Annotated in this window: 19 protein-coding genes and 4 tRNA genes; 5 read left to right on the plus strand and 18 right to left on the minus strand. The window is 56.9% G+C overall.

What is annotated here, in order from left to right:
• Positions 1 to 74 precede the first annotated feature (74 nt).
• From corA to lptM, 8 genes are all read right to left on the minus strand, one after another.
• Positions 75 to 1,025: a magnesium/cobalt transporter CorA gene (gene corA, locus AC22LX_RS23885; protein WP_002883400.1), complete on the minus strand. Its 951-nt coding sequence runs from the start codon at positions 1,023 to 1,025 to the stop codon at positions 75 to 77.
• Between the two features lie 150 nt (positions 1,026 to 1,175).
• Positions 1,176 to 1,232, minus strand: coding sequence for a YsgD/CorL family protein (gene ysgD / locus AC22LX_RS23890; RefSeq protein WP_349815745.1), 57 nt, complete (start codon positions 1,230 to 1,232; stop codon positions 1,176 to 1,178).
• Positions 1,233 to 1,380: 148 nt separating this feature from the next.
• Positions 1,381 to 3,543 (minus strand): DNA helicase II, encoded by a 2,163-nt coding sequence (gene uvrD, locus AC22LX_RS23895; protein WP_032709535.1) that lies wholly within the window; start codon positions 3,541 to 3,543, stop codon positions 1,381 to 1,383.
• Positions 3,544 to 3,606: 63 nt separating this feature from the next.
• A complete protein-coding gene (yigB, locus tag AC22LX_RS23900; RefSeq protein ID WP_045395585.1) occupies positions 3,607 to 4,323 on the minus strand; it encodes a 5-amino-6-(5-phospho-D-ribitylamino)uracil phosphatase YigB in 717 nt (238 codons plus the stop codon).
• Positions 4,323 to 5,225 carry a tyrosine recombinase XerC gene (gene xerC / locus AC22LX_RS23905; protein WP_487334251.1) on the minus strand — a complete coding sequence of 301 codons (903 nt, stop codon included), beginning with the start codon at positions 5,223 to 5,225 and terminating at the stop codon, positions 4,323 to 4,325. Before xerC ends, yigB begins: the two co-directional genes overlap by 1 nt.
• Positions 5,222 to 5,929: a DUF484 domain-containing protein gene (locus tag AC22LX_RS23910; protein ID WP_015368864.1), complete on the minus strand. Its 708-nt coding sequence runs from the start codon at positions 5,927 to 5,929 to the stop codon at positions 5,222 to 5,224. The genes xerC and AC22LX_RS23910 overlap by 4 nt, the downstream gene beginning before the upstream one ends.
• Positions 5,926 to 6,750 (minus strand): diaminopimelate epimerase, encoded by an 825-nt coding sequence (dapF, locus tag AC22LX_RS23915; protein ID WP_032713809.1) that lies wholly within the window; start codon positions 6,748 to 6,750, stop codon positions 5,926 to 5,928. The genes AC22LX_RS23910 and dapF overlap by 4 nt, the downstream gene beginning before the upstream one ends.
• Positions 6,751 to 6,785: 35 nt before the next feature.
• On the minus strand, positions 6,786 to 6,989 hold the full coding sequence (lptM, locus tag AC22LX_RS23920) for an LPS translocon maturation chaperone LptM (protein WP_020077593.1): 204 nt from the start codon (positions 6,987 to 6,989) through the stop codon (positions 6,786 to 6,788).
• A 139-nt stretch (positions 6,990 to 7,128) separates the two neighbouring features.
• Between lptM and cyaY the strand changes: the two genes are divergently transcribed.
• Positions 7,129 to 7,449, plus strand: a complete 321-nt coding sequence (gene cyaY / locus AC22LX_RS23925) for an iron donor protein CyaY (protein ID WP_015368867.1) — start codon at positions 7,129 to 7,131, stop codon at positions 7,447 to 7,449.
• 133 nt (positions 7,450 to 7,582) lie between these two features.
• On the opposite strand, the gene cyaA is transcribed toward cyaY, so the two are convergent.
• Positions 7,583 to 10,135, minus strand: a complete 2,553-nt coding sequence (cyaA, locus tag AC22LX_RS23930; RefSeq protein WP_015368868.1) for a class I adenylate cyclase — start codon at positions 10,133 to 10,135, stop codon at positions 7,583 to 7,585.
• Between the two features lie 350 nt (positions 10,136 to 10,485).
• On the opposite strand from cyaA, the gene hemC reads away from it, so the two are divergent.
• Genes hemC through hemY form a run of 4 tightly spaced genes read left to right on the plus strand, consistent with a single transcriptional unit; the run spans position 10,486 to position 14,558 of the window.
• On the plus strand, positions 10,486 to 11,427 hold the full coding sequence (gene hemC, locus AC22LX_RS23935) for a hydroxymethylbilane synthase (protein WP_045395576.1): 942 nt from the start codon (positions 10,486 to 10,488) through the stop codon (positions 11,425 to 11,427).
• Positions 11,424 to 12,164 carry a uroporphyrinogen-III synthase gene (hemD, locus tag AC22LX_RS23940; RefSeq protein WP_045395574.1) on the plus strand — a complete coding sequence of 247 codons (741 nt, stop codon included), beginning with the start codon at positions 11,424 to 11,426 and terminating at the stop codon, positions 12,162 to 12,164. The genes hemC and hemD overlap by 4 nt, the downstream gene beginning before the upstream one ends.
• A 21-nt stretch (positions 12,165 to 12,185) precedes the next feature.
• Positions 12,186 to 13,358, plus strand: coding sequence for a uroporphyrinogen-III C-methyltransferase (hemX, locus tag AC22LX_RS23945; RefSeq protein ID WP_213292899.1), 1,173 nt, complete (start codon positions 12,186 to 12,188; stop codon positions 13,356 to 13,358).
• Positions 13,359 to 13,361: 3 nt separating this feature from the next.
• The gene (hemY, locus tag AC22LX_RS23950) at positions 13,362 to 14,558 is read left to right on the plus strand and encodes a protoheme IX biogenesis protein HemY (protein WP_015703976.1); all 1,197 of its coding nucleotides are present in this window, start codon (positions 13,362 to 13,364) and stop codon (positions 14,556 to 14,558) included.
• 466 nt (positions 14,559 to 15,024) lie between these two features.
• Here the strand turns inward: hemY and AC22LX_RS23955 are convergent.
• The 9 genes from AC22LX_RS23955 to wzxE all read right to left on the minus strand — a co-directional run bounded on the left by AC22LX_RS23955 (position 15,025) and on the right by wzxE (position 21,572).
• A tRNA-Pro gene (locus AC22LX_RS23955) sits at positions 15,025 to 15,101 on the minus strand.
• Between the two features lie 42 nt (positions 15,102 to 15,143).
• A tRNA-Leu gene (locus AC22LX_RS23960) sits at positions 15,144 to 15,230 on the minus strand.
• Positions 15,231 to 15,252: 22 nt separating this feature from the next.
• Positions 15,253 to 15,328 (minus strand) — tRNA-His (locus AC22LX_RS23965).
• A gap of 55 nt (positions 15,329 to 15,383) precedes the next feature.
• Positions 15,384 to 15,460, minus strand: a tRNA-Arg gene (locus AC22LX_RS23970).
• A gap of 102 nt (positions 15,461 to 15,562) precedes the next feature.
• On the minus strand, positions 15,563 to 16,948 hold the full coding sequence (gene thrP / locus AC22LX_RS23975) for a bifunctional threonine/serine APC transporter ThrP (protein ID WP_045395570.1): 1,386 nt from the start codon (positions 16,946 to 16,948) through the stop codon (positions 15,563 to 15,565).
• Between the two features lie 205 nt (positions 16,949 to 17,153).
• Positions 17,154 to 17,894, minus strand: coding sequence for a lipopolysaccharide N-acetylmannosaminouronosyltransferase (wecG, locus tag AC22LX_RS23980; protein ID WP_045395568.1), 741 nt, complete (start codon positions 17,892 to 17,894; stop codon positions 17,154 to 17,156).
• An 11-nt stretch (positions 17,895 to 17,905) separates the two neighbouring features.
• Entirely contained in the window at positions 17,906 to 19,252 is a 1,347-nt protein-coding gene (wzyE, locus tag AC22LX_RS23985; protein ID WP_015368875.1) for an ECA oligosaccharide polymerase, read from the minus strand.
• A complete protein-coding gene (locus AC22LX_RS23990; protein ID WP_487334252.1) occupies positions 19,249 to 20,325 on the minus strand; it encodes a TDP-N-acetylfucosamine:lipid II N-acetylfucosaminyltransferase in 1,077 nt (358 codons plus the stop codon). Before AC22LX_RS23990 ends, wzyE begins: the two co-directional genes overlap by 4 nt.
• A complete protein-coding gene (wzxE, locus tag AC22LX_RS23995) occupies positions 20,322 to 21,572 on the minus strand; it encodes a lipid III flippase WzxE (protein WP_487334253.1) in 1,251 nt (416 codons plus the stop codon). Before wzxE ends, AC22LX_RS23990 begins: the two co-directional genes overlap by 4 nt.

Below are 21,572 nucleotides of genomic sequence, written 5' to 3' on the forward strand. Positions count from 1 at the left end.
TCGGCTACGCCTTATCCGGCCTACAAAAGCACAACACGTAGGCCCGGATAAGCGAAGCGCATCCGGCACAACAACTACAGCCAGTTTTTACGCTTGAAGTAGAGATACGGCGCCAGGCCGGCCAACATCATAAACACGATGGCTCCCGGATAACCAAAGCTCCAGTGGAGTTCCGGCATAAACTCAAAGTTCATCCCGTAGCTGGACGCCACCAGCGTCGGCGGCAGGAACACGACCGAAACCACCGAGAAGATCTTGATAATGCGGTTCTGCTCGATATTGATGAAACCCATCGCCGCCTGCATCAGGAAGTTTACCTTCTGGAACAGCGATTCGTTGTGCGGTAGCAGGGATTCGATATCTCGCAGGATCTCTCGCGCCTGTTCCAGCTGGCCTGCCGGCAGACGCGCCTTGCGCACGAGGAAGTTGAGCGCGCGCTGGGTATCCATCAGACAGAGACGTACTTTCCAGCCGATATCTTCCAGTTCCGCCAGCGTCGACAGCGCTTCGTCATACTCATCGCCCTGATGGCCTTCCATAATCACGCGGCTCAGCTTTTCCAGGTCGCTATAGATGTTTTCTATCTCATCCGCCAGCTGTTCGATTTTGGTCTCGAACAGATCTAACAGCAGCTCATAGGCGTTGCCGTCGACCAGCGTCTGGTTACGCACGCGCATGCGGTACAGGCGAAAAGCGGGTAGTTCACGCTCGCGCAATGTAAACAGGCGGCCTTCGCGGATGGTAAACGCCACGGTTGAGTTACCGGCGTGATCGTCGGCATCTTCGAAAAAGAAAAAGGAGTGGATGTGTAAACCATCTTCGTCTTCAAAGAAACGCGCTGACGCTTCGATGTCTTCCAGTTCCGGGCGCGTCGCCAGGTTCTGGCCTAACTCCGTTTGCACACGGCTACGTTCGTCATCGTCTGGCTCGACCAGATCGACCCACACCGAGCTGGCAAGATGCTTGATCTCATCGGCCTCAAGGCGCGTTAAACGATTATTTTCCAGTTGAAATGCGCTCAGCATGACCGGGACTCCCAATACAAAAAATTTATCGGACAGTTCGATGGGCACACAGAAACTATTTGGGTTTCAGACCATTAAGCCTGACTCAGAGCGACGGGAATGGGACGGGTCGCCGACAACCGCTAAGGCTATCGGCATAAGGGGATAGCCTTAGGAGTTGTTCCTGAATGACAGGAAGTTGAGCCAGCATCTACTGGGTGTGTCCAAGGCGAATGTCCTCTTAGCGTAATCGTGCGCGCATGTTACGCCAGCGCCAAAACGGCGTCAACACGCAAGGGAACGCTAAAGAGCAAATCCTGCCCTTTAGCATATAAGGCTAGCAGATTATTACAAAAAAATTATATTTTTCTTAAAGTTACACCGTTTCGAGGCGGGCGTAGGCGGCGACCAGCCATTTAATTCCCTGCCCCTGAAAAGCCACCTGCAGCCGGCTATGCTCACCGCTGCCCTCAAGGTTGACGATGGTGCCTTCACCGAACTTCGGATGCCGCACTCGTTGGCCCAGCTTATAGCCGGTATCGTTCTCCGCCACCGGGGTACCGAGACGCTGATGGTTAACCGGGCGGCTCACCGTCGCTCGCAGCCGCACCTCTTCCACGCACTCTTCCGGCAGCTCGCCGATAAAGCGCGATGGGCGATGGTAAACCTCTTTACCGTACAAACGGCGGGTTTCGGCGTAGGTCAGCGTCAGTTTTTGCATCGCGCGCGTCACGCCGACGTAGGCCAGACGACGCTCTTCCTCCAGACGACCGCCCTCATCAAGCGCCATCTGGCTCGGGAACATCCCTTCTTCAACGCCGACGATAAACACCTGCGGGAACTCCAGCCCTTTCGCCGAGTGCAGAGTCATCAGCTGTACCGCATCCTGCCAGGTATCCGCCTGCCCTTCGCCCGCTTCCAGCGCGGCGTGGGAGAGGAACGCCTGCAGCGGCATCAGATCTTCATCTTCTTCGTTGTAGCTGAACTGGCGCGTCGCCGTCACCAGTTCCTCTAAGTTTTCGATACGGGTCTGGCCCTTCTCGCCTTTTTCCTGCTCGTACATCATACGCAGGCCGGAATCTTTAATGACCCGGTCAGTCTGGACATGCAGTGGCATATCGGCGGTTTCCTGCGCCAGCGCGTCGATAAGCTCCATAAAACGCTGCAGAGCGCTGGCAGCGCGGCCTGCCAGCACTTTCTCTTTCAGCAGCTCGCGGCAGGCCTGCCACAGCGTCAGCTGACGATCGCGCGAGGTCTGGCGCACCACATCCAGGGTCCGATCGCCGATGCCGCGGGTAGGCGTATTGACCACACGCTCAAACGCCGCGTCGTCGTTGCGGTTGGCAATCAGGCGCAGATAAGAGAGCGCATCTTTGATTTCCTGACGTTCGAAGAAGCGCATGCCGCCGTAGATACGGTAAGGCATGCTGGCCTGCAGCAGCGCCTCTTCCAGCACGCGCGACTGGGCGTTGCTACGGTAGAGGATGGCGCACTGCTCCAGCGCCCCGCCGTTCTCCTGCCAGGTTTTAATTCGGTTAACCACGAAACGCGCTTCATCAAGATCGTTGAAGGCGCAGTACAGCGAAATGGGCTCGCCGTCGGCGCCGTCGGTCCACAGTTTTTTGCCCAGCCGCCCGTTGTTGTTTTCAATCAGGGCGTTGGCGGCGCTGAGAATATTGCTGGTTGAACGATAGTTCTGCTCCAGACGAATAGTTTCCGCGCCCGGGAAGTCATTCAGGAAGCGCTGAATGTTTTCGACCTGCGCGCCGCGCCAGCCGTAAATCGACTGGTCATCATCGCCGACAATCATAACTTTGCCGGTATCGCCCGCCAGCAGGCGGATCCAGGCATACTGAATGTTGTTGGTATCCTGGAATTCGTCGACGAGAATATTGGTGAAGCGCTCGCGGTAGTGCTGCAGGATATGCGGTTTGTTCAGCCACAGTTCGTGCGCGCGCAGCAACAGCTCGGCGAAGTCCACCAGCCCGGCGCGATCGCAGGCTTCCTGATAGGCCTGATACACCTTCTGCCAGGTTTGTTCGACCGGGTTGCCGTAGCTCTGAATATGGTGCGGGCGCAGCCCTTCATCTTTTTGGCTGTTGATGTACCACATCGCCTGACGCGGCGGCCATTGCTTCTCATCCAGGTTCATCGCCTTAATCAGGCGCTTCAGCAGGCGCAGCTGATCTTCGCTATCGAGGATTTGGAAATCCTGCGGCAGGTTGGCATCCAGATGATGGGCGCGTAGCAGGCGATGGGCCAGGCCGTGGAAGGTGCCGACCCACATACCGCCCTGGGTGGTGCCCATCAGTTGGCCGATACGGTGGCGCATCTCCGCCGCCGCTTTGTTGGTAAAGGTCACCGCCATAATGGAATACGGCGAGCAGTTTTCCACGCTCAGCAGCCAGGCGATACGGTGCACCAGTACGCGCGTCTTACCACTGCCCGCCCCTGCCAGAACAAGCATATTGGTGCGCGAGGCCGCTACGGCTTCACGCTGTTTGTCATTAAGGCTGTCGAGCAGGTAAGAAACGTCCATTGGCACCGCCGGAAGAGAAGGGGTTCCACGAACCCCTGTTAATATATACAGAGTTACTGGTGATTATATCAGCGAGGTCAGAGATGCCAACCGTGAAATTTCAATATGCGGCAGCAGGCGGCTATCGGCGGTTTTCATCAACGAGGCGTCCTGTGGCTTGATCCAGCAGGCCTGCATTCCACAGCGAATAGCGCCCGCCACGTCGGTGGTCAGATCATCGCCGACATGCAGAATCTGCCCGAGCGGCAAATCCAGACGCTCCGCCGCCAGATGGTACATATCGGCAAACGGTTTGGAGCGGCCATCCGGACCCGCGCGCAGCACGAAACGGAAATAGTCATTCAGCCCGAACAGTTCCGGCTGAGCGTTACCGTTGGTGATAGCCACCAGCGGCCATTTCTGCGCCAACTTCGCCAGCGTATCGTGCGTCTCCTGCGGCACATCGACGCGGCTGCGCCAGTGGGCGAAATTTTCCATCGCCGCATCGGCGCCGGCTTTCGCCTCGGCGGCGGAGAGCCCGGCATTACGCATCCCTAACTCCAGCGCGCGATGGCGCCAGACGGTGACATCGTGATAAATCTCGGGTTCTGAGGTCAATAACGTTTGGCGCAGGCGGTTGAGATCGCTTGCATCAAACTGGCTCAGCGCCGGATGGTAATTACGCACAAACGTCAGCGATTCCTGCATCGTCCGGTCAATCACCGGGCGGTTATCGTAAAGGGTGTCATCCAGGTCGAACGTCAGCGCGGAGATCGGGCCCAGAGGTCGGTAAAAACGCATTATTTCCCCCGTTTAGCGCGCGGATGCGCGGCATCGTACACCGAGGCAAGGTGTTGAAAATCGAGATGGGTATAGATTTGGGTAGTGGAGAGATTGGCATGCCCCAGCAGCTCCTGCACGCCGCGCAGATCGCCGCTCGACTCCAGCATATGCGTCGCGAAGGAGTGCCGCAGCTTATGCGGATGCACGTGGCTATTGAGCCCTTGCTTGATTCCCCACTCGGCAAACCGCTTCTGCACGTTGCGCGCTGAAACGCGCTTACCCAGCTTCGACAAAAACAGCGCATCGTCATCGCCGCCGAACAGGCCGCGCAAATCCAGCCAGTGTTCGATCCACGCTACCGCGTTGCGCCCAATTGGCAGGCGGCGCTCTTTGCTGCCTTTCCCCATCACCCACACTTCCCCTGACTCCAGGTCAAGGTGCTTAATATCAAGGTTAACTAACTCAGAAAGACGCAGCCCCGCGCCGTACATCACTTCCAGCATCGCCCGGTCGCGCACCGCGAGCGGGTCGTTGAGGTCGATATCCAGTAGCCGATTCACATCATCAACGTCGATATTTTTCGGCAAATGGCGGGGGATCTTCGGCGCCGCAATCCCTTTCGCCGGGTTAGCGGCCAGCTCGCCCTGGCTGACCATCCAGTCGAAAAAGCTGCGCAGGGCGGAAAGCCGCAGCGCCAGGCTCGCCGGGCCTAAGCCCGCGCGGCGGCTACGCACCGCAAAGCTACGTACCTGAGCGGCGTCACACTGCTGCCAGCTTTTTAACCCGGCATCATCCGCCAGCGCGATCAGCGCTTCCAGCTGACGCTGGTAATTCGTGAGCGTAATCGGGCTAAGCTGGCGCTCAACGCCGAGATAGCGCAGGAAGCGGTCGACGCAGGCGAATAGCGGGGAGTCGGTCATGCGCGTTCAATCCAGCGCTCCAGCAGGCCGGGCAGCATGCGCGCAATCTCCTGCAGTAGCTGTGTTCCCTGGCCTTGCTGATAATGTTGTGGATCGCGGCTGCTGAAGAACATCACCCCCGGCGCGTCATCATCGCCCAGTAGCGACATCGCCACCGAGCCGATAGCTTTCGCATCCGGCAGCACCACCAGCAGCTCTGGCCCGTTCAGCGGACCAAGATAGTGACGTGCCTGGCCCAGCCGCTGAATACGAATGGGTTCGAACGCCTGCCGGCTCAGCGCCAGATGGGTGAATTTAGACGGCGCGCCGAGATGCCAGCTGTCCGGAAACAGGCGCACCGTTGCGCCCGCCAGGCCAAGCTCGCGCGCCCAACGATGAAAGCGGTTGAGCATTTCATCCAGGCTATCGGCGGACGCCAGCCGCGTCTGCAGATGGAACAGGCGCTGAAACAGGCTTTGATTGGCCGTCGCCTGTTCCATCAGCAGCGTCATGTTCTCTTCCAGCACGTTGATATGGTTACGCGCCCGCAGCATATGCCACTCTACCAGCGAGATGGTGCCGCGCACCGGATGCGGGACGCGGATATGCTCTACCTGCGCCGCATTACGAATAAAGAACTCAGGATTTTGCAGCAGATAATCTACTACCGCGCTGTCGTCGAGCGCTGTGGCGAGTTCCTGCTGTTCTTCCCCGATCTGTTTCATAGATGAATAAATCCGTCGTAGACGTGTGCCGCCGGGCCAGTCATATACAACGGTTGACCCGGACCTTTCCAGGCGATGTCGAGACGCCCGCCTGGCAATTCCACGCGTACCTCTTCGGCGAGTAACCCCTGTTGGATACCGACCGCCACCGCCGCACAGGCGCCGCTGCCGCAGGCCTGCGTTTCGCCTGCGCCGCGTTCATAGACGCGCAGACGAATATGGGAGCGTTCCACTACCTGCATAAAGCCGATATTGGCGCGTTCCGGAAAACGTTCGTGGCTTTCCATTACCGGACCGAGGGTTTCAACCGCGGCGGTGTCCACGTTATCGACCTGAATCACGCAGTGCGGGTTGCCCATTGAGACGACGCCGCACAATATTGTCTGTTCAGCCGCGCGCATAATATAGGTCTTTTCCGCTTTGTTAGCGCGGAACGGGACCTGAGACGGCTCGAAATTCGGCTCGCCCATGTTAACGCGCACCAGATCATCTTCCGTTACGCTTAATACCATACGCCCGTTGGCGGTGCTCACGCGGATATCACGTTTATTGGTCAGGCCTTTTAAACGGACAAAGCGGGCGAAGCAGCGCGCGCCGTTGCCGCACTGCGAGACTTCGCTACCGTCAGCATTGAAGATACGGTAGTGGAAGTCCAGATCGGGATCGTACGGCGGCTCGACAACCAACAGCTGGTCGAAGCCAACGCCAAGATGCCGATCCGCAAGGCGACGAATCAGCTCCGGTGAGAAGAAAACATTCTGCGTTACCGCATCAACAACCATGAAGTCGTTGCCGAGGCCATGCATTTTAGAGAACTGCATTATCTACTCCAATTGCGCGGAACAGAACGTTATCGTTAATAGTTAACCTGGGTCGGACCGCCATTATCGCCGCGATCGTTACGATCCGGCGTCGCGCTCTGAATGCCTGGGTTAACCGGCTTGGTCGGCGGCGGCGCGGTTTTGTCTGCCGGCGGGAAATACAGCGGCCCTTTCAAACCGCAGCCGGTCAGGCTGAAGATTGCAAACAGAACGGCAAGCGTGGGTAAAACGTTTTTCATTGATAGTTGCCCATGATTCATTCGTTACTGCTTTCTATCATCGCAGGAGAAGACGTAAAAGCAAGCGTTTAGCATCTGACTGCGCGCGCTTTTGTTTCGCGCTATACTGCGGCCATCTTCAAAAAAGCAGGATAGAACCATGAACGACAGTGAATTCCATCGCCTGGCCGATAGCCTGTGGATGACCATCGAAGAACGTCTGGACGACTGGGACGGCGACAGCGATATCGACTGCGAAATCAACGGCGGCGTGCTGACCATCAGCTTCGAAAATGGCAGTAAGATCATTATTAACCGTCAGGAGCCACTGCATCAGGTTTGGCTGGCGACCAAGCAAGGCGGCTATCACTTCGATCTGCAAGGCGACGAGTGGATCTGCGATCGCAGCGGCGAACGCTTCTGGGATCTGCTGGAGCAGGCGGCGAGCAATCAGGCCGGCGAGACGGTGAGCTTCCGTTAATGACGTCTTTCCCGGATGGCGGCGCATCGCGCCTTATCCGGGCTACCCGACGACATAGAACCGTAGCCCTGCTAAGCGCAGCGCCAGCAGGGAATATCTCCGGATAGCGGCTAGCACCTTATCCAGGCCAAATCTACGAGTAGCGCTGCTGCAGCACCGGTGAGGCGACCGCTTCCTGGCCCGGCGGCACCGCGGCGGCAATCGCCTGACTGCGGAACGGAATCACCTGCGTGCGTCCGTCAACTTCGACAATCTGATAGAACTGCGGCAGGTTGAAGTTAATGAAGCTTGAGCCGTAGGTGAAGCGATCGTGCGATGACGAGTAGAAGCGGCTAACGTCGCGCACCAGCTCTTCTTTGCTGCCTTCGCAGTGGTGATAGACCTCGGCGCGGTTGCTTTCGTCGAGAATGTAGATGTTAAAGCCGCTGTCATTATTATCCGCATCTTCAAAGAAGAATTGAATTATCCCTTCGCTGGCGAAGCCATCCACCACCGCCGGCAGCTTAACGTGATTGGTTTCTACCTGTACCGACAGGCCGTGGAGCTTGTTGTGCGAGATAGCGCCGTAGAACTCAATGGCGTTTTCCAGCTTCTGCACCGACACGTTCAGGCGCTCGAAGAACAGGCCCCAGGTCTGGCCGGAGACGCGCAGCGCTTTGAAGCGCCCGGTATCCTGACGGGTACTGGAGAGACGCAGTTCGATGCACTCGGAGACCATCTGCTGCACGCGGGTGCGGATAAGGCCGCGCAGGTGCTGGCTATAGCAGAACACCTCCACGCTATCCGGCGGCGCGGCGTCCTGATGCATTTTGCCGAGAATAGTTTTCAGCGCTTCGATCATCGCCTGCTCACCGTTAAAGTGCAGCGTGCGCACTTCGTTCCACGAGTTGCGATACAGCAGGTCGACGCTGCCAATCAGGCATTTTTGCTCTTCGCCGAAGCTGAAAACGTCGAGCTTACGGAAGTCGAAATGCACCACCTGATTACGGAATGCCGCCGTCGGGTCATATTCGAGGTTGACGATAATCGCCAGGTGGCGAATTTCGCACGGGCTGTACAGCGCTTTTGGCGTCGGCGCCGGCAGGCGCAGCGGGAAGTGGTGCGACACGTCGGCCACCATCTCCTGCAGCTTCGGTAAATCGACGATACCGTTGCCCTTAATAAACAGACGGGTGCGTGAGGTCAGCAGGCCGTTAAACCAGGCCCAGGCCACCAGCTTATTAAGGTAACGGTTATATTCCAGCGGCTGATGGCTGATGATCGATTCCATATCCGGCGCGCGGTTATACAGATACCAACCGGTACGGTTAGCGCGGCCCGGCGGCACGTGGATAAAGGTCAGATTCGGTTCCGACAGGTCCGGTGAAATTTGCGGGTTTACCAGGGTAACTTTGCCCGGCAGGGCTTCAAAGGCGGCATACAGCTTACGCGTCAGCACGCCGATATCCTGCGGGCTGGCGGAGACGCTGAGGTTATTGCGCCGGGCGAAACGGATCAGATTACGATAGCTCTGCATCATCGCGTCGAGCAGTTCGTTGTGCGCTTTGCGCACTTCATCGATTTTCCAGTTAGCGCGGTTATCAAGCATCATCAGACGCTTTTCATCCCAGCCCCACTCTTTCACCAACTGGCTGACGACTTCACGACGCCAGCCCACGCAGGCGCGCTCGCGGCTGAGTTTTTCACAGACTTTCAGGTAGAAGCAGCGGCGTACCAGATCGAGACGGGTGTCGTCTTCGATAGCCTGCAGATAGGCGGTAACGCGCTCCAGCATCATGCAGTAGGGGTCGAGACCGAACGAGACAATCTCGCCATCGTGCAGGCGCTGTTTAATATCTTTCGCCAACAGGCGGTTGTTGGGGTATTCCCAGGAGTAGGCTTCCAGCAGCAGCGTTTTCAGCACCGCTTTATACGGGGAGTCGATACTCTTATACAGCTGCCACAGGCTGGCGCCGAAGTACTCTTCCGCCGACAGCGAACTGAGGCCGCCGAGATCGAGCCATTCGTTTGGCGTCAGCACGCCCTGGGCATACAGCCCCATCACGTAGTCATCGTAATGGTCTTCTTCATCACCCGGCACCATATTCCACAGAATACGCTTCCCGGCGAGACGCACGGCGGTGCGGTAAAATTCATCGAGCAACAAAATATGCTGGGTCGAACCGCAGTCTTCGCCGCCGAGGCTGCCGCTTTCGTTATGGCGGAAGCGGTTTTCGTCGATCAGGAAGAAACTGACCTCGACGCCGAGCGACGCCGCCCAGCTTTCAAGCAGGCTGCATTTACGCTGCAGCAGCTGGCGTTCTTCGTTATCCAGCCAGGCCTGATGGCATACCCAGATATCCAGATCGGAAGAGCAGCTTTGCCCAACGGAGGAGGTACTGCCCATCGAATAAACGCCGGTAATCGGCAGTTCGCCTTTCGGCGGCTCCTGCGTCAGCAGGCCGCGGTGCAGTTCGAGTTCGTCAAGGTAGTGGCGTTGGGTTTCATCAGGCGTGTAGAGGCAAATGCCGCGGGGAACGTTACCGTCAAGGTAACCCGGCATCAGCGGGTGATGATAATGTAGTAATGTCGGCAGAAGACTGTAAACCTGCTGGAAAGCGGGTCCCATGGCAGCAAGCGCGCGATCCACGCGCAGTTGGTTGATGGCATCCAGTCTCTGTTTCAGTGTCTCAATATAGAGGTACAAGACATATCGCCTGATGTTCAAAAATCCGACGTACAATAGTACGGAGGATTTCAGTATTTCAACAAGAACCGTCACCATTCGTCATCGGTGTGGTTGTGATGAACTGCTGGCTGACAAATGGTTTAAAACGTGATCAATTTAACACCTTGCTGTTTGACCGTAAAGAAAGATGCGCTACATACAAGTGTAGCACCGTTTGCCGGGTGTAAATTCCCCACTACGCTTGCGGCAACCGCAGCCGCATGAAACGCTAAAGGACATCGTGCCAGCATCCCACATTAACCGTGAAACTAACATCCCTAAAGCAACAATGTTAGGATGGCTCGTGGTCGACAATGACGGTAACAAGCATGTTAGACAAAGTTTTGAGAATTGCCACACGGCAAAGCCCGCTTGCGCTATGGCAGGCACATTATGTGAAAGAGCGCCTGGAGTCGTGTCATCCGGGGCTTTCCGTTGAGCTGGTGCCCATGGTCACCCGCGGCGACGTGCTCCTTGATACCCCGCTGGCAAAGGTGGGCGGCAAGGGCTTATTTGTGAAAGAGTTAGAGCTCGCCATGATTGAAGGACGCGCCGATATCGCCGTCCATTCGATGAAAGATGTCCCGGTCGAATTCCCGGAAGGCCTGGGGTTGGTCACCATCTGCGAGCGTGAAGATCCGCGCGACGCATTTGTTTCCAATCACTATGCCTCAATTGACGATCTGCCGGCCGGCAGCATCGTTGGCACGTCAAGTTTACGTCGCCAATGCCAGTTGGCGGCAGAGCGCCCCGATCTGGTGATCCGTTCGCTACGCGGCAACGTTGGCACGCGATTAGGCAAACTCGATAACGGCGAGTATGACGCTATTATCCTCGCCGCCGCCGGGTTGAAGCGGCTGAAACTGGAAGCGCGTATTCGCCAGCCGCTCTCGCCTGAGCAATCTCTGCCGGCCGTCGGCCAGGGCGCGGTAGGTATCGAATGCCGCCTTGACGATGAATGGACCAAAGCGCTGTTAGCGCCGCTTAACCATACGGAAACCGCCGTGCGCGTGCGCGCCGAGCGGGCGATGAACACCCGTCTCGAAGGCGGTTGTCAGGTGCCGATTGGCAGCTATGCCGAACTGCGCGATGGTGAGCTGTGGCTACGGGCGCTGGTGGGCGCGCCGGATGGGTCGCTGGTCGTGCGCGGTGAACGCCGCGGCCGGCCGGAAGAGGCAGAGGCGCTCGGCGTCTCGCTGGCGGAAGAGCTACTGGATAACGGCGCCCGCGATATCCTCGCGGCGGTCTATGATGGAGAAGCCCCACGATGAGCATCCTGGTCACCCGTCCGCTACCGCAAGGTGAAGAGTTAGTCAGCCGCCTGCGCGCGCTGGGACGCGTGGCCTGGAGCTTTCCGCTGATTGAGTTCACGCCGGGGCGGGAGCTGGCAGCGCTCCCGCGCCAGCTGGCGGCATTAGGCGCGGACGATTTGTTGTTTGCGCTATCGCAGCATGCGGTGGAATTCGCCCATGCCCGTCTGCTGCAGGAGAGCCAACGCTGGCCCTCCGATCCGGCCTATTTCTCGATAGGCCGCACCACCGCGCTGGCTCTGCATACGGTCAGTGGTAAAAATATCCGTTACCCGTTAGATCGGGAAATCAGCGAAGTCTTGCTACAATTACCTGAATTACAAAACATTGCGGGCAAGAAAGCCCTGATTCTGCGCGGCAACGGCGGGCGGGAATTATTAGGCGACACGCTGCGTGAACGCGGCGCCGAAGTAACATTTTGTGAATGTTATCAACGTTGTGCAAAGTACTATGATGGTGCGGAAGAGGCTATGCGCTGGCAATCTCGTGGAGTCACTACGCTGGTGGTCACCAGCGGCGAGATGCTGCAGCAGCTGTGGTCGTTAATACCCCAGTGGTATCGCGAACGGTGGCTGCTGCACTGTAGCCTTGTCGTTGTCAGCGAACGTCTGGCCCTTCAGGCCCGGGAATTGGGCTGGCAGGATATTCAGGTTGCCGATAACGCCGACAACGATGCGCTGCTACGCGCATTACAATAACTCTCAACATTGGAAGCCATAATGACGGAACAACAAAATCAATCCGCCGTGGTTGAAGAGACCAGGGAGGCCGTGGAAACCACACCACAGCCAGAAAACAACGAGAAGGAAAAGGCCGGCAACAAAACCAGCCTGGCGCTCAGCGCGATTGCTATCGCTATCGCCCTCGCCGCCGGTATTGGCCTGTATGGTTTGAATAAACAGCAATCCACGCGCCAAAATGAAACCAGCTCGGAATTATCAAGCCAGATCGCAGCGCTGCAAAAAGCGCAGGACAGCCAGAAGAGCGAGCTGGAAGGCATTATCAAACAGCAGGCCGATCGGTTGAGCGAAGCCAAACGCGAACAGGAAACCCTGACGAAACAGCTTGATGAGCTACAGCAAAAAGTCGCCGTGATTTCCGGCAGCGACGCCAAAACCTGGCTGCTGGCGCAGGCTGATTTCCTGGTTAAGCTGGCGGGGCGTAAGCTGTGGAGCGATCAGGATGTGACGACCGCCGCCGCGCTGCTGAAAAGCGCCGATGCCAGTCTCGCCGATATGAACGACCCAAGCCTTATCGGCGCGCGCCGCGCCATCACCGATGACATCGCTTCGCTGTCGGCGGTAAGTCAGGTCGATTACGACGGCATTATCCTTAAGGTTAACCAGCTGGCGAACCAAATCGACAATCTGCGTCTGGCTGATAATAACGACGATGATTCTCCGATGGATGCCGACAGCGATGAGCTCTCCAGCTCCATCGGCGAATGGCGCGTTAACCTGCAGAAAAGCTGGCAGAACTTTATGGATAGCTTCATTACCATACGTCGCCGTGACGAAACGGCGGTGCCGCTGTTAGCGCCGAATCAGGATGTCTATCTGCGCGAAAATATCCGCTCTCGTCTGCTGGTTGCCGCGCAGGCGGTGCCGCGTCATCAGGAAGAAACCTATAAGCAGGCGCTGGAAAACGTCTCCACCTGGGTACGCGCCTATTACGATACTGAAGACGCCACTACCAAGGCTTTCCTTGAAGAGGTGGATAAGCTCAGTCAGCAAAGTATCACCATGAGCGTACCGGAAACGTTGCAGAGCCAGAGCCTGCTGGAAAAGCTGATGCAAACTCGGGTGCGTAATTTAATGGCCCAGCCTGCGGCAGCCGCTCCGACGCCGACGCCAGCACCGACCGCGCCAGCCCCTGCGCCGCAAGGAGAATAACCGATGCTGAAAATTCTCCTGCTTTTCGCACTGCTGATCGCCGGGATCGTCGTCGGCCCGATGATCGCGGGCCACCAGGGCTACGTTCTAATCCAGACCGATAACTACAATATCGAAACCAGCGTGACGGGCCTTGTGATCATCCTGATCCTCGCAATGGTGGTGCTGTTTGCTATCGAGTGGCTTCTGCGCCGCATTTTCCGTACCGGCGCGCACACTCGCGGCTGGTTCGTCGGGCGTAAGCGCCGCCGCGCGCGTAAGCAAACCGAGCAAGCGCTGCTGAAACTGGCGGAAGGCGATTACCAACAGGTTGAAAAGCTGATGGCGAAAAATGCCGATCACGCCGAACAACCGGTCGTGAACTATCTGTTAGCAGCGGAAGCGGCCCAACAGCGCGGCGATGAAGCTCGCGCCAATCAGCATCTTGAGCGTGCCGCTGAACTGGCTGGCGACGATCTGATCCCGGTCGAAATCACCCGCGTGCGCCTACAGTTGGCGCGAAACGAAAACCACGCCGCCCGTCACGGCATCGATAAGCTGCTGGAAGTGACCCCGCGTCATCCGGAGGTGCTGCGTCTTGCCGAACAGGCCTATACCCGCACCGGCGCGTGGAATTCGCTGCTGGACATCATTCCGTCCATGGCGAAAGCCAACGTGGCGGATGAAGAGCACCGCGCCGCGCTGGAACAGCTGGCGTGGATTGGCCTGATGGACAAAGCGCTGGCCGACGGCGGTAGCGAAGGGCTACGCGAATGGTGGCGCAATCAGAGTCGTAAAACGCGCGCGCTGATACCGCTGCAGGTGGCAATGGCCGAACGCCTGATCGAAAGCGACGATCACGATACCGCACAGCAGATTATTATCGATGGTCTGAAGAAACAGTATGATGACCGCCTGGTCATGCCGATCCCGCGGCTGAAGACCAATAATCCTGAGCAACTGGAAAAAGTGCTGCGCCAGCAGATCAAAGCCGTCGGCGACCGTCCGCTGCTGTGGAGCACCCTGGGCCAGTCGCTGATGCGTCACGGTGAATGGCAGGAGGCCAGTATCGCTTTCCGCGCCGCGCTTAAGCAGCGCCCGGATGCCTTTGATTACGCGTGGCTTGCCGATGCGCTGGACCGCCTGCACCAGCCGGAAGAAGCGGCGACCATGCGCCGTGACGGCCTGCTGTTGACGCTACACAATAACCCTCAGCAGTAATTCACGATAACGCTATCGCCTCGTTCGGGGCGATAGCGCCCTTCTCTCGCGAAAAGATAGCCTACCCCTGAAAGAAAAAAACGCCTGCGCTGAAATCAGGGCAGGCGTTAAAACAGGTCTGTTTGACAACAAATTGGGTGCTTCACTCAACGTTATGTCCATGGTGTTTGATGAGACATATGAAATGCGACATCTATCAGTGGACGATAAGCACCGTAAGTACGGCTCTGCATCATTCCTGAGTTTATGAGGCACAAAGGCGAACATAAGAGATGGAATGAGCATCTACCCGGTTATTATCGCACAGGATCCAGCGAGATTGCATCTATCGCAGCAATCATTTGGGACAATTCCGGACAATAATTCGCAGACGTGGAACCTATTTTTTACGAGGAAGATCAGCGGGATAAAAGACGACTGGAGAAAACCGGAAAACAAAAAACCCCGCCGAAGCGGGGTTCAAAATTGGTCGGCGAGAGAGGATTCGAACCTCCGACCCACTGGTCCCAAACCAGTTGCGCTACCAAGCTGCGCTACTCGCCGAAATACTGCTTTTTGAATTTTTAGTTCAATTCTTTAAAGTCGTGGTGCGAGGGGGGGGACTTGAACCCCCACGTCCGTAAGAACACTAACACCTGAAGCTAGCGCGTCTACCAATTCCGCCACCTTCGCAATTCACAACTCTATCAAATAATGGGGTGGCTAATGGGATTCGAACCCACGACAACTGGAATCACAATCCAGGGCTCTACCAACTGAGCTATAGCCACCACAACAATTCTTTTACGCGGTATTAAAACCACCGCAGCTCCAGCACCGGGTAAATGGTGCGCCCGACAGGATTCGAACCTGAGACCTCTGCCTCCGGAGGGCAGCGCTCTATCCAGCTGAGCTACGGGCGCTTAGCGCCGTTGCGGGGGTGGATAATACGGACTTCCCCCACCCCTGTCTAGTGCCTTTTTAAATAAAATTTCTATTTGCTCACAGTTTGTGCGCTTTGGCGCTTATTCCGCCGTTTTATCGAGATTTCCCCGCTTGCCGAGGCCGAAAACCTTATAAATAAGGGTCACCGCGGCAAGGAAAATAATCCCGACAAAGAGCGACATCCGGGTTTCATCGTTGATTCCCATGCCGATCAGCACACAAACGAGGAATGCCATCGTCAAATAGTTCGCCCACGGGAACAACAGCGAACGGAACGGATGGCTGGCCATCGCCTGCTGATGCTCGCGGCGGAAACGCAGCTGGCTTATCAGGATCACAAACCACGGCACCATCCCCGGCAACACGCTGGCGCTATAGACATAGACAAACACGCGCTGCGGGTTAGGAATAATGTAGTTCAGGCACGAACCGATTAGCAGAATCACGATCGACAGCGCAACGCCCGCTACCGGTACGCCCTGACGCGACACTTTGGCCATTGCCGCCGGTAGCTGACGATTACGCGCCAGCGCATATAACATGCGTCCACAGCTATACATCCCGCTGTTACAGCCCGACAGCGCGGCGGTCAGCACCACGAAGTTGATAATCCCCGCCGCCGCGGTAATGCCGATTTTGGCGAAGGTGAGAACGAATGGGCTACCGGTCGAGCCAATCTGGTTCCACGGGAAGATAGTCACGATAACGAAAATCGCCCCCACGTAGAAAATCAGGATACGCCACAGCACCTTGCCTACCGCGCTACGCAACGTGACCTGTGGGTTTTTCGCTTCCCCGGCGGTGATACCGATAAGTTCAACGCCCTGATAAGAGGCGACGACAATACACAGCGCCGTCAGGAAGCCTTTCCAGCCGCCGGCGAAGAAGCCGCCGTGCTCGGTAAGGTTGCCAAAACCGATCGACTGTCCGCCGTTGCCGAAACCAAAGAAGATGACCCCCAGGCCGATGACAATCATCACGATAATGGTGGTGACTTTAATCATCGCAAACCAGAACTCGATCTCGCCGTACAGACGCACTGCCGCCAGGTTAGCCAACGCCACCAGTCCGACGGCAATTAGCGCCGGGATCCACTGCGCCATCTCCGGGAACCAGAACTGCACGTATACCCCGATGGCGGTGATCTCAGATATCCCCACCGCCATCCACATAAACCAGTATGACCAGGCCGTGAGATAGCCGAAGAACGGGCTCATGTAGCGATGTGCGTAAACGGCGAATGAGCCGGTTACTGGTTCGAGGAACAACATCTCGCCCATCGAACGCATGATAAAGAAGACAAATAAACCGGCGATAATATACGCCAGCAGGACGGACGGACCGGCCCACTTCAGCGTACTTGCCGCGCCCATGAATAACCCTACGCCAATCGTCCCGCCTAGCGCGATTAGCTCAATATGCCGGGCCTCCAGTCCACGCTGGAGTTCCGCTTTTTTCTCAGTCATAAAGCCTCTTGTGTTTGCTGTATTCCGGGTACTCCCGGTTATTGTTATTCATTGAAACCATAGCCTTGCCGGCGCGCAGGTCTCCCCCACGCGTTTGAAGCATGCGAATGGTTAATTAATTTTACGGAAATGGCAAATAAAGTATCAGGCGAGTGAAGAGATTACACAGAATATGTATGCAATCTCGTCTGGTTGCAGTGGAATATCAGAGCTTGCCGGAATAATGCCAACGTAAATAGCGCAGTAGACGGAACTGTCTTTTGATGCGGCTCGGCTGCAGGAGCAGGCGATAAAACCACTCCAGCCCCAGGTTCTGCCAGAATTTTGGCGCCCGGTGAACGTGGCCGGTAAAGACGTCATAAGTGCCGCCAACGCCCATATACAACGCGGCGGGATACACCAGTCGGCAGTCGCGCATCAGAATTTCCTGGCGCGGCGATCCCATCGCGACGGTGACAATTTTCGCCCCGCTGTCGCGTACCCGTTCAAACAGCTGCTGGCGCTGATCGGCGGAAAAATAGCCGTCCTGACTGCCGACGATATTCACCTTCCAGCGTTCACGTAGCTTCGCTTGCGTCTCCGCCAGCACCTCGGGCTTGCCGCCAATCAGAAACACCGGCGTTCCCTGCGCCCCGGCGCGCTCCATTAAGGCCTCCCACAGATCGGCGCCGGCAACGCGCGACACCTCAGCCTGCGGATATTTTTTGCGTAATGAGCGCACGACGCTGATGCCGTCGGCATATTTAAACTCGGCGGCCTCAATCAGCGCACGCACTTCCGGGATATCCTCTACCGCCAGCATTTTTTCGGCGTTGATCGCGACCAGCGTTCCCTGACGCAGTTCGCCGTCGGCGAAGAGATAGTTGAGCGCATGCTGCATGTCGCGCCAGCCAATAAGCTGCAGCCCTCGCAGCGCATACTGCGGCGCGGAAGTGTTATCAGTCATGTTCATCCTTATCATACCTGCGGTTGCGAAAGCGGCTTCACCCGCTTATGAATCAATCCTGCGCTGTCCAGGAGCCAGTACAGCAATTTCGCCGCTAACAAGCAGATACCAAAGATCACGAGGAAAAACACCACGCGGGAGCCGAACGAATCCAACCCTTCGCGTGCCAGCACTATCATGTTGAAGATAGCGCCGAAACAGAAACTGTGCAGGATAGCCGCTTTGTAGCGATTGCTCTCCCGATTGCCAAGTTCGTACAACCAGTCAAACCATTTAATGATAAGCCCTACCGCGACGGCGCCCAGCGGTACGAACCATACGCCGCCCATTACCACCAGCGAACCAATCAGCGTCGGCGATATCGCCAGCCCCGAATGGTTGTTTAATACTTCCCACGTGAAGTAATTGGCGGTATTCAGCACCATTGTCGGGCGACCGTGCCACATCCAGCTGGGGATAAAGACGTAGAAGTCGCGGATCATCGGCGCCAGCCCCTGGAACTCAATCTTGTCGTAATTCTGCAGCAGCAGCGCCAGGTTCTCCCACGGCGAGAAGGTATCACGCGTGAGATAGAGGAAAGTATAAAACGCTTCATCGCCGCTAACGTTCATCCCGTAGCGCTTCAACGCCAACCAGAACATGCCGACAATACCCAGCACGCCCGCCGCCGCCAGCATCCACAGGCTGATCCAGCCGCGAATAATGCCGATAAACAGGAAGATAGCGAAAGCGATAATGATATTGGCGCGGGTGCCGCCGACGATCGCGTAGGTCAGCAGGCCAAAGGCGACGGTGCTCACCAGGAAGAAAATCCACGCCTTGTAATCCTGACGCAGGAAATAGATCACCAGCATCGCCGGAATAAAGAAGTAGAAGAAGCGCTTCAACGCCACGCCGGACACTTCCGCAGAGAATATCTGGCTGTATGAATTGAGCTTAAATAGCAGAAAACCGTTGTGGGCGAAGAAGATACCGACGCACAGCAGCGCCAGCCCCATCAAAATCCCCCAAGCCAGATGGGTTTCAACCCGGTTCATGGTGAACAGCGGGCGACGTGGAACATCACGCGATGCCGGACGCAGTCGCGTTTTGTAGGTCACGTAGTAGATGGCGTAGAAGCACACCGCAACCAGCAGCGTCTGCAGCAAAATCTCCGGCGGCGCCACGCTGACGTCAAAGCGGAACACCAGGATACTGGTTAACGGGAAGCCGAAGAAAAAGGTAAGCAGGAACAACAACGAGAAAAAGACGTTGAAGTTAAAGCGCACGCGGCGGAACTCAAACCAGGTGGCGGTGGCGATAAACAGCGTCGACAGCAGCCAGACCACCAATAGCCCGCTAAATTGCATTAACGTCATACCCGATCCTCCGCTGCCAGCTGTAACGCCCGCTGCCAGCCCGCCAGATAGTTCGGGCGGAAGAAAGCGATTTGCGTTTTATCAACGCTCGCTAACTGGCGCTGTGCTTCGCGCACCACGTCGACATTCAGAGTATCGCTGGTAAACAGCACCGGGATCTGTTGTTCGGTCATATCCTGCCAGAACGGATTTTCGCGATTGAGCACGCAGGGAATACCCGTCTGAATCAGCAGGCACAGCGTGCCGATACCCTGCTGGCGCGCAAACAGGAAATAACCCAGATCGCAGCGGCGCAGCAGCGCCAGATAATCATCAAACTCAAGCTTCTCGCTGAGGATCTGCAGATGCTCGCGACTAAACAGCGCCGCTCCCGCCTGACGAACTTCATCAATGTAGGCTTCATTGTTGGCCGGATAGCCCATCGGTACGATGACATTCACCGTATCGCCAAACTGCTGATAAATCGCCTTTAACGCTGCAATATGCTCATTACTACGATCGCCGGAATTTCCGACCAGAATGGTCAGGGTGTCACCGCGCGGGGCGGTATCGGCAAGAGAATTTAGCGATGGATCCATGCGGGTCGGGAAATACAGCAGTTCGCCCGGCACTCGCGGATGGCGGTTCGCAAACCAGCTGAGATCGCCGCGGGTGGCGAAAACGCGTCCTACCCGCCCTTGCGCCATGCGGCGCAGAGGATAAAACAGACGGAATTTCAGGCTGGCTGAGTTTTCATACAGATCCGCGCCCCAGATATGCCAGTTAAACTGCGACGGGCGGATCCCGCCGCTCAACAGCGCCAGCCACAGACCGGTATTAAACTGACCGTGGAAAAAAAAGCGCTGCTGGCGATCGGCTTTCGCTTTGGCGATCGCCGCCTGCGCCAGCGATTTTTTACCCGGGTAGCAGGTAATTTCCAGCGCCGGATACGCCTCGCGCATACCTGTCGCATCACCCACGACCATAAACGTCCTGGCCCGCGCGTCGGCGGCCAGTTCGTCGTTAAAGAACCGCAATACGGTCTGGTTGTGGTGCGGGATATCCGATCCCAGTACGTGTATCAGTGCTGTCATGCCCGTTTACGCCAGAGTAAAAACACGCCACTACAAAGGGCGAAATAAACAATATAAGTGGCCATATACGCCTGCGCCGCGCCAAGTGCGCCGTGCGCCGGAATAAGCCAGTGTGAAAATGCGGTCAGCAGCGTGAACTGGCTGATTTCCGTCAGAATATAAAAACGCAATGACGCTTTGGCGATCACCAGATAGCCGTAAACGTAAGCGCCAACTTTTAAAACATCGCCCACTAACTGCCAGGCGAACAGGTCGCGCATCGCGGTGAAGCGCGCGGAAAACAGTAACCAGATGGCAAAATCGCGCAGCAGCCAGACCGTCAGGCTCGCCGCCGCCACCGCCGGCAGGACGAATTTCAACGACTTCACTATTTCACGCGTGATGTCCGTTTTGGCACTCAGCCGCGACAACGTCGGCAGCAGATATACGCTAAAGGAAGCGGTAATAAACTGCAGGTAGGCATCCGAGATACTGCTCACCCCCTGCCAGATGCCGACCGCCTCCCAGCCGTAATGCGCCGCCAGCAGATTACGCATCATCACATAGGCCACCGGCAGCGTCACCGAGGTAATCAGCGCCATCAAGGTAAATTTCGATAGCTGCCCTGCAAGGCCGTTATCCCAACGCGGACGTAGCGCGCTCAGCGGGATCGCGCCACGTCGCCATAGCATAATGGCGGCAGGAACCACCACCAGCGCGGGGACTAACGCCAGCCCTAATAGCGCCCCCTGATAACCACCGAAGTAGTAACAGGCGTAATAGGCCGCCACGCCAATCAGGCTACCGGCAATCAGCGAAAAAGCGTTACCCGCCGCATCGCGAAAACCTTTCATCAGCGCCAGCAGATAGTTAGCCCACGCGATCCCCATCTGCACCAGCGCCACCAGACGTACCAGATTCTGATAGTGCGAATGGCCGAACAGCGCCTGGCTTATCGGCGCCGCCGCCAGCAAAAAGACCAGCGCCAGCAGGGTGGAAAAACCGAGCACCATTGATGACGACGTCCCGACCACCTGCTTCAGGCGTAGCGGATCGTCTTGATGTTGGGCAACCAGCTTAGTAACGCCATTAAAAATCCCGGCGCCCGCCAGTACGCCAAGGACGGTGACCAGTTGCCGGAAGTTACCGGCCTGGCCTACGCCCGCCGGGCCGAATGAGACCGCCAGCAGCTTTACCACCAGCAGACCGGCGCCTATTTTGACTAACGTGGACGCCGCGGTCCACAGTGATGCTTTTGCCAACGACAT

The organism is Klebsiella sp. PK01 (assembly GCF_057624675.1).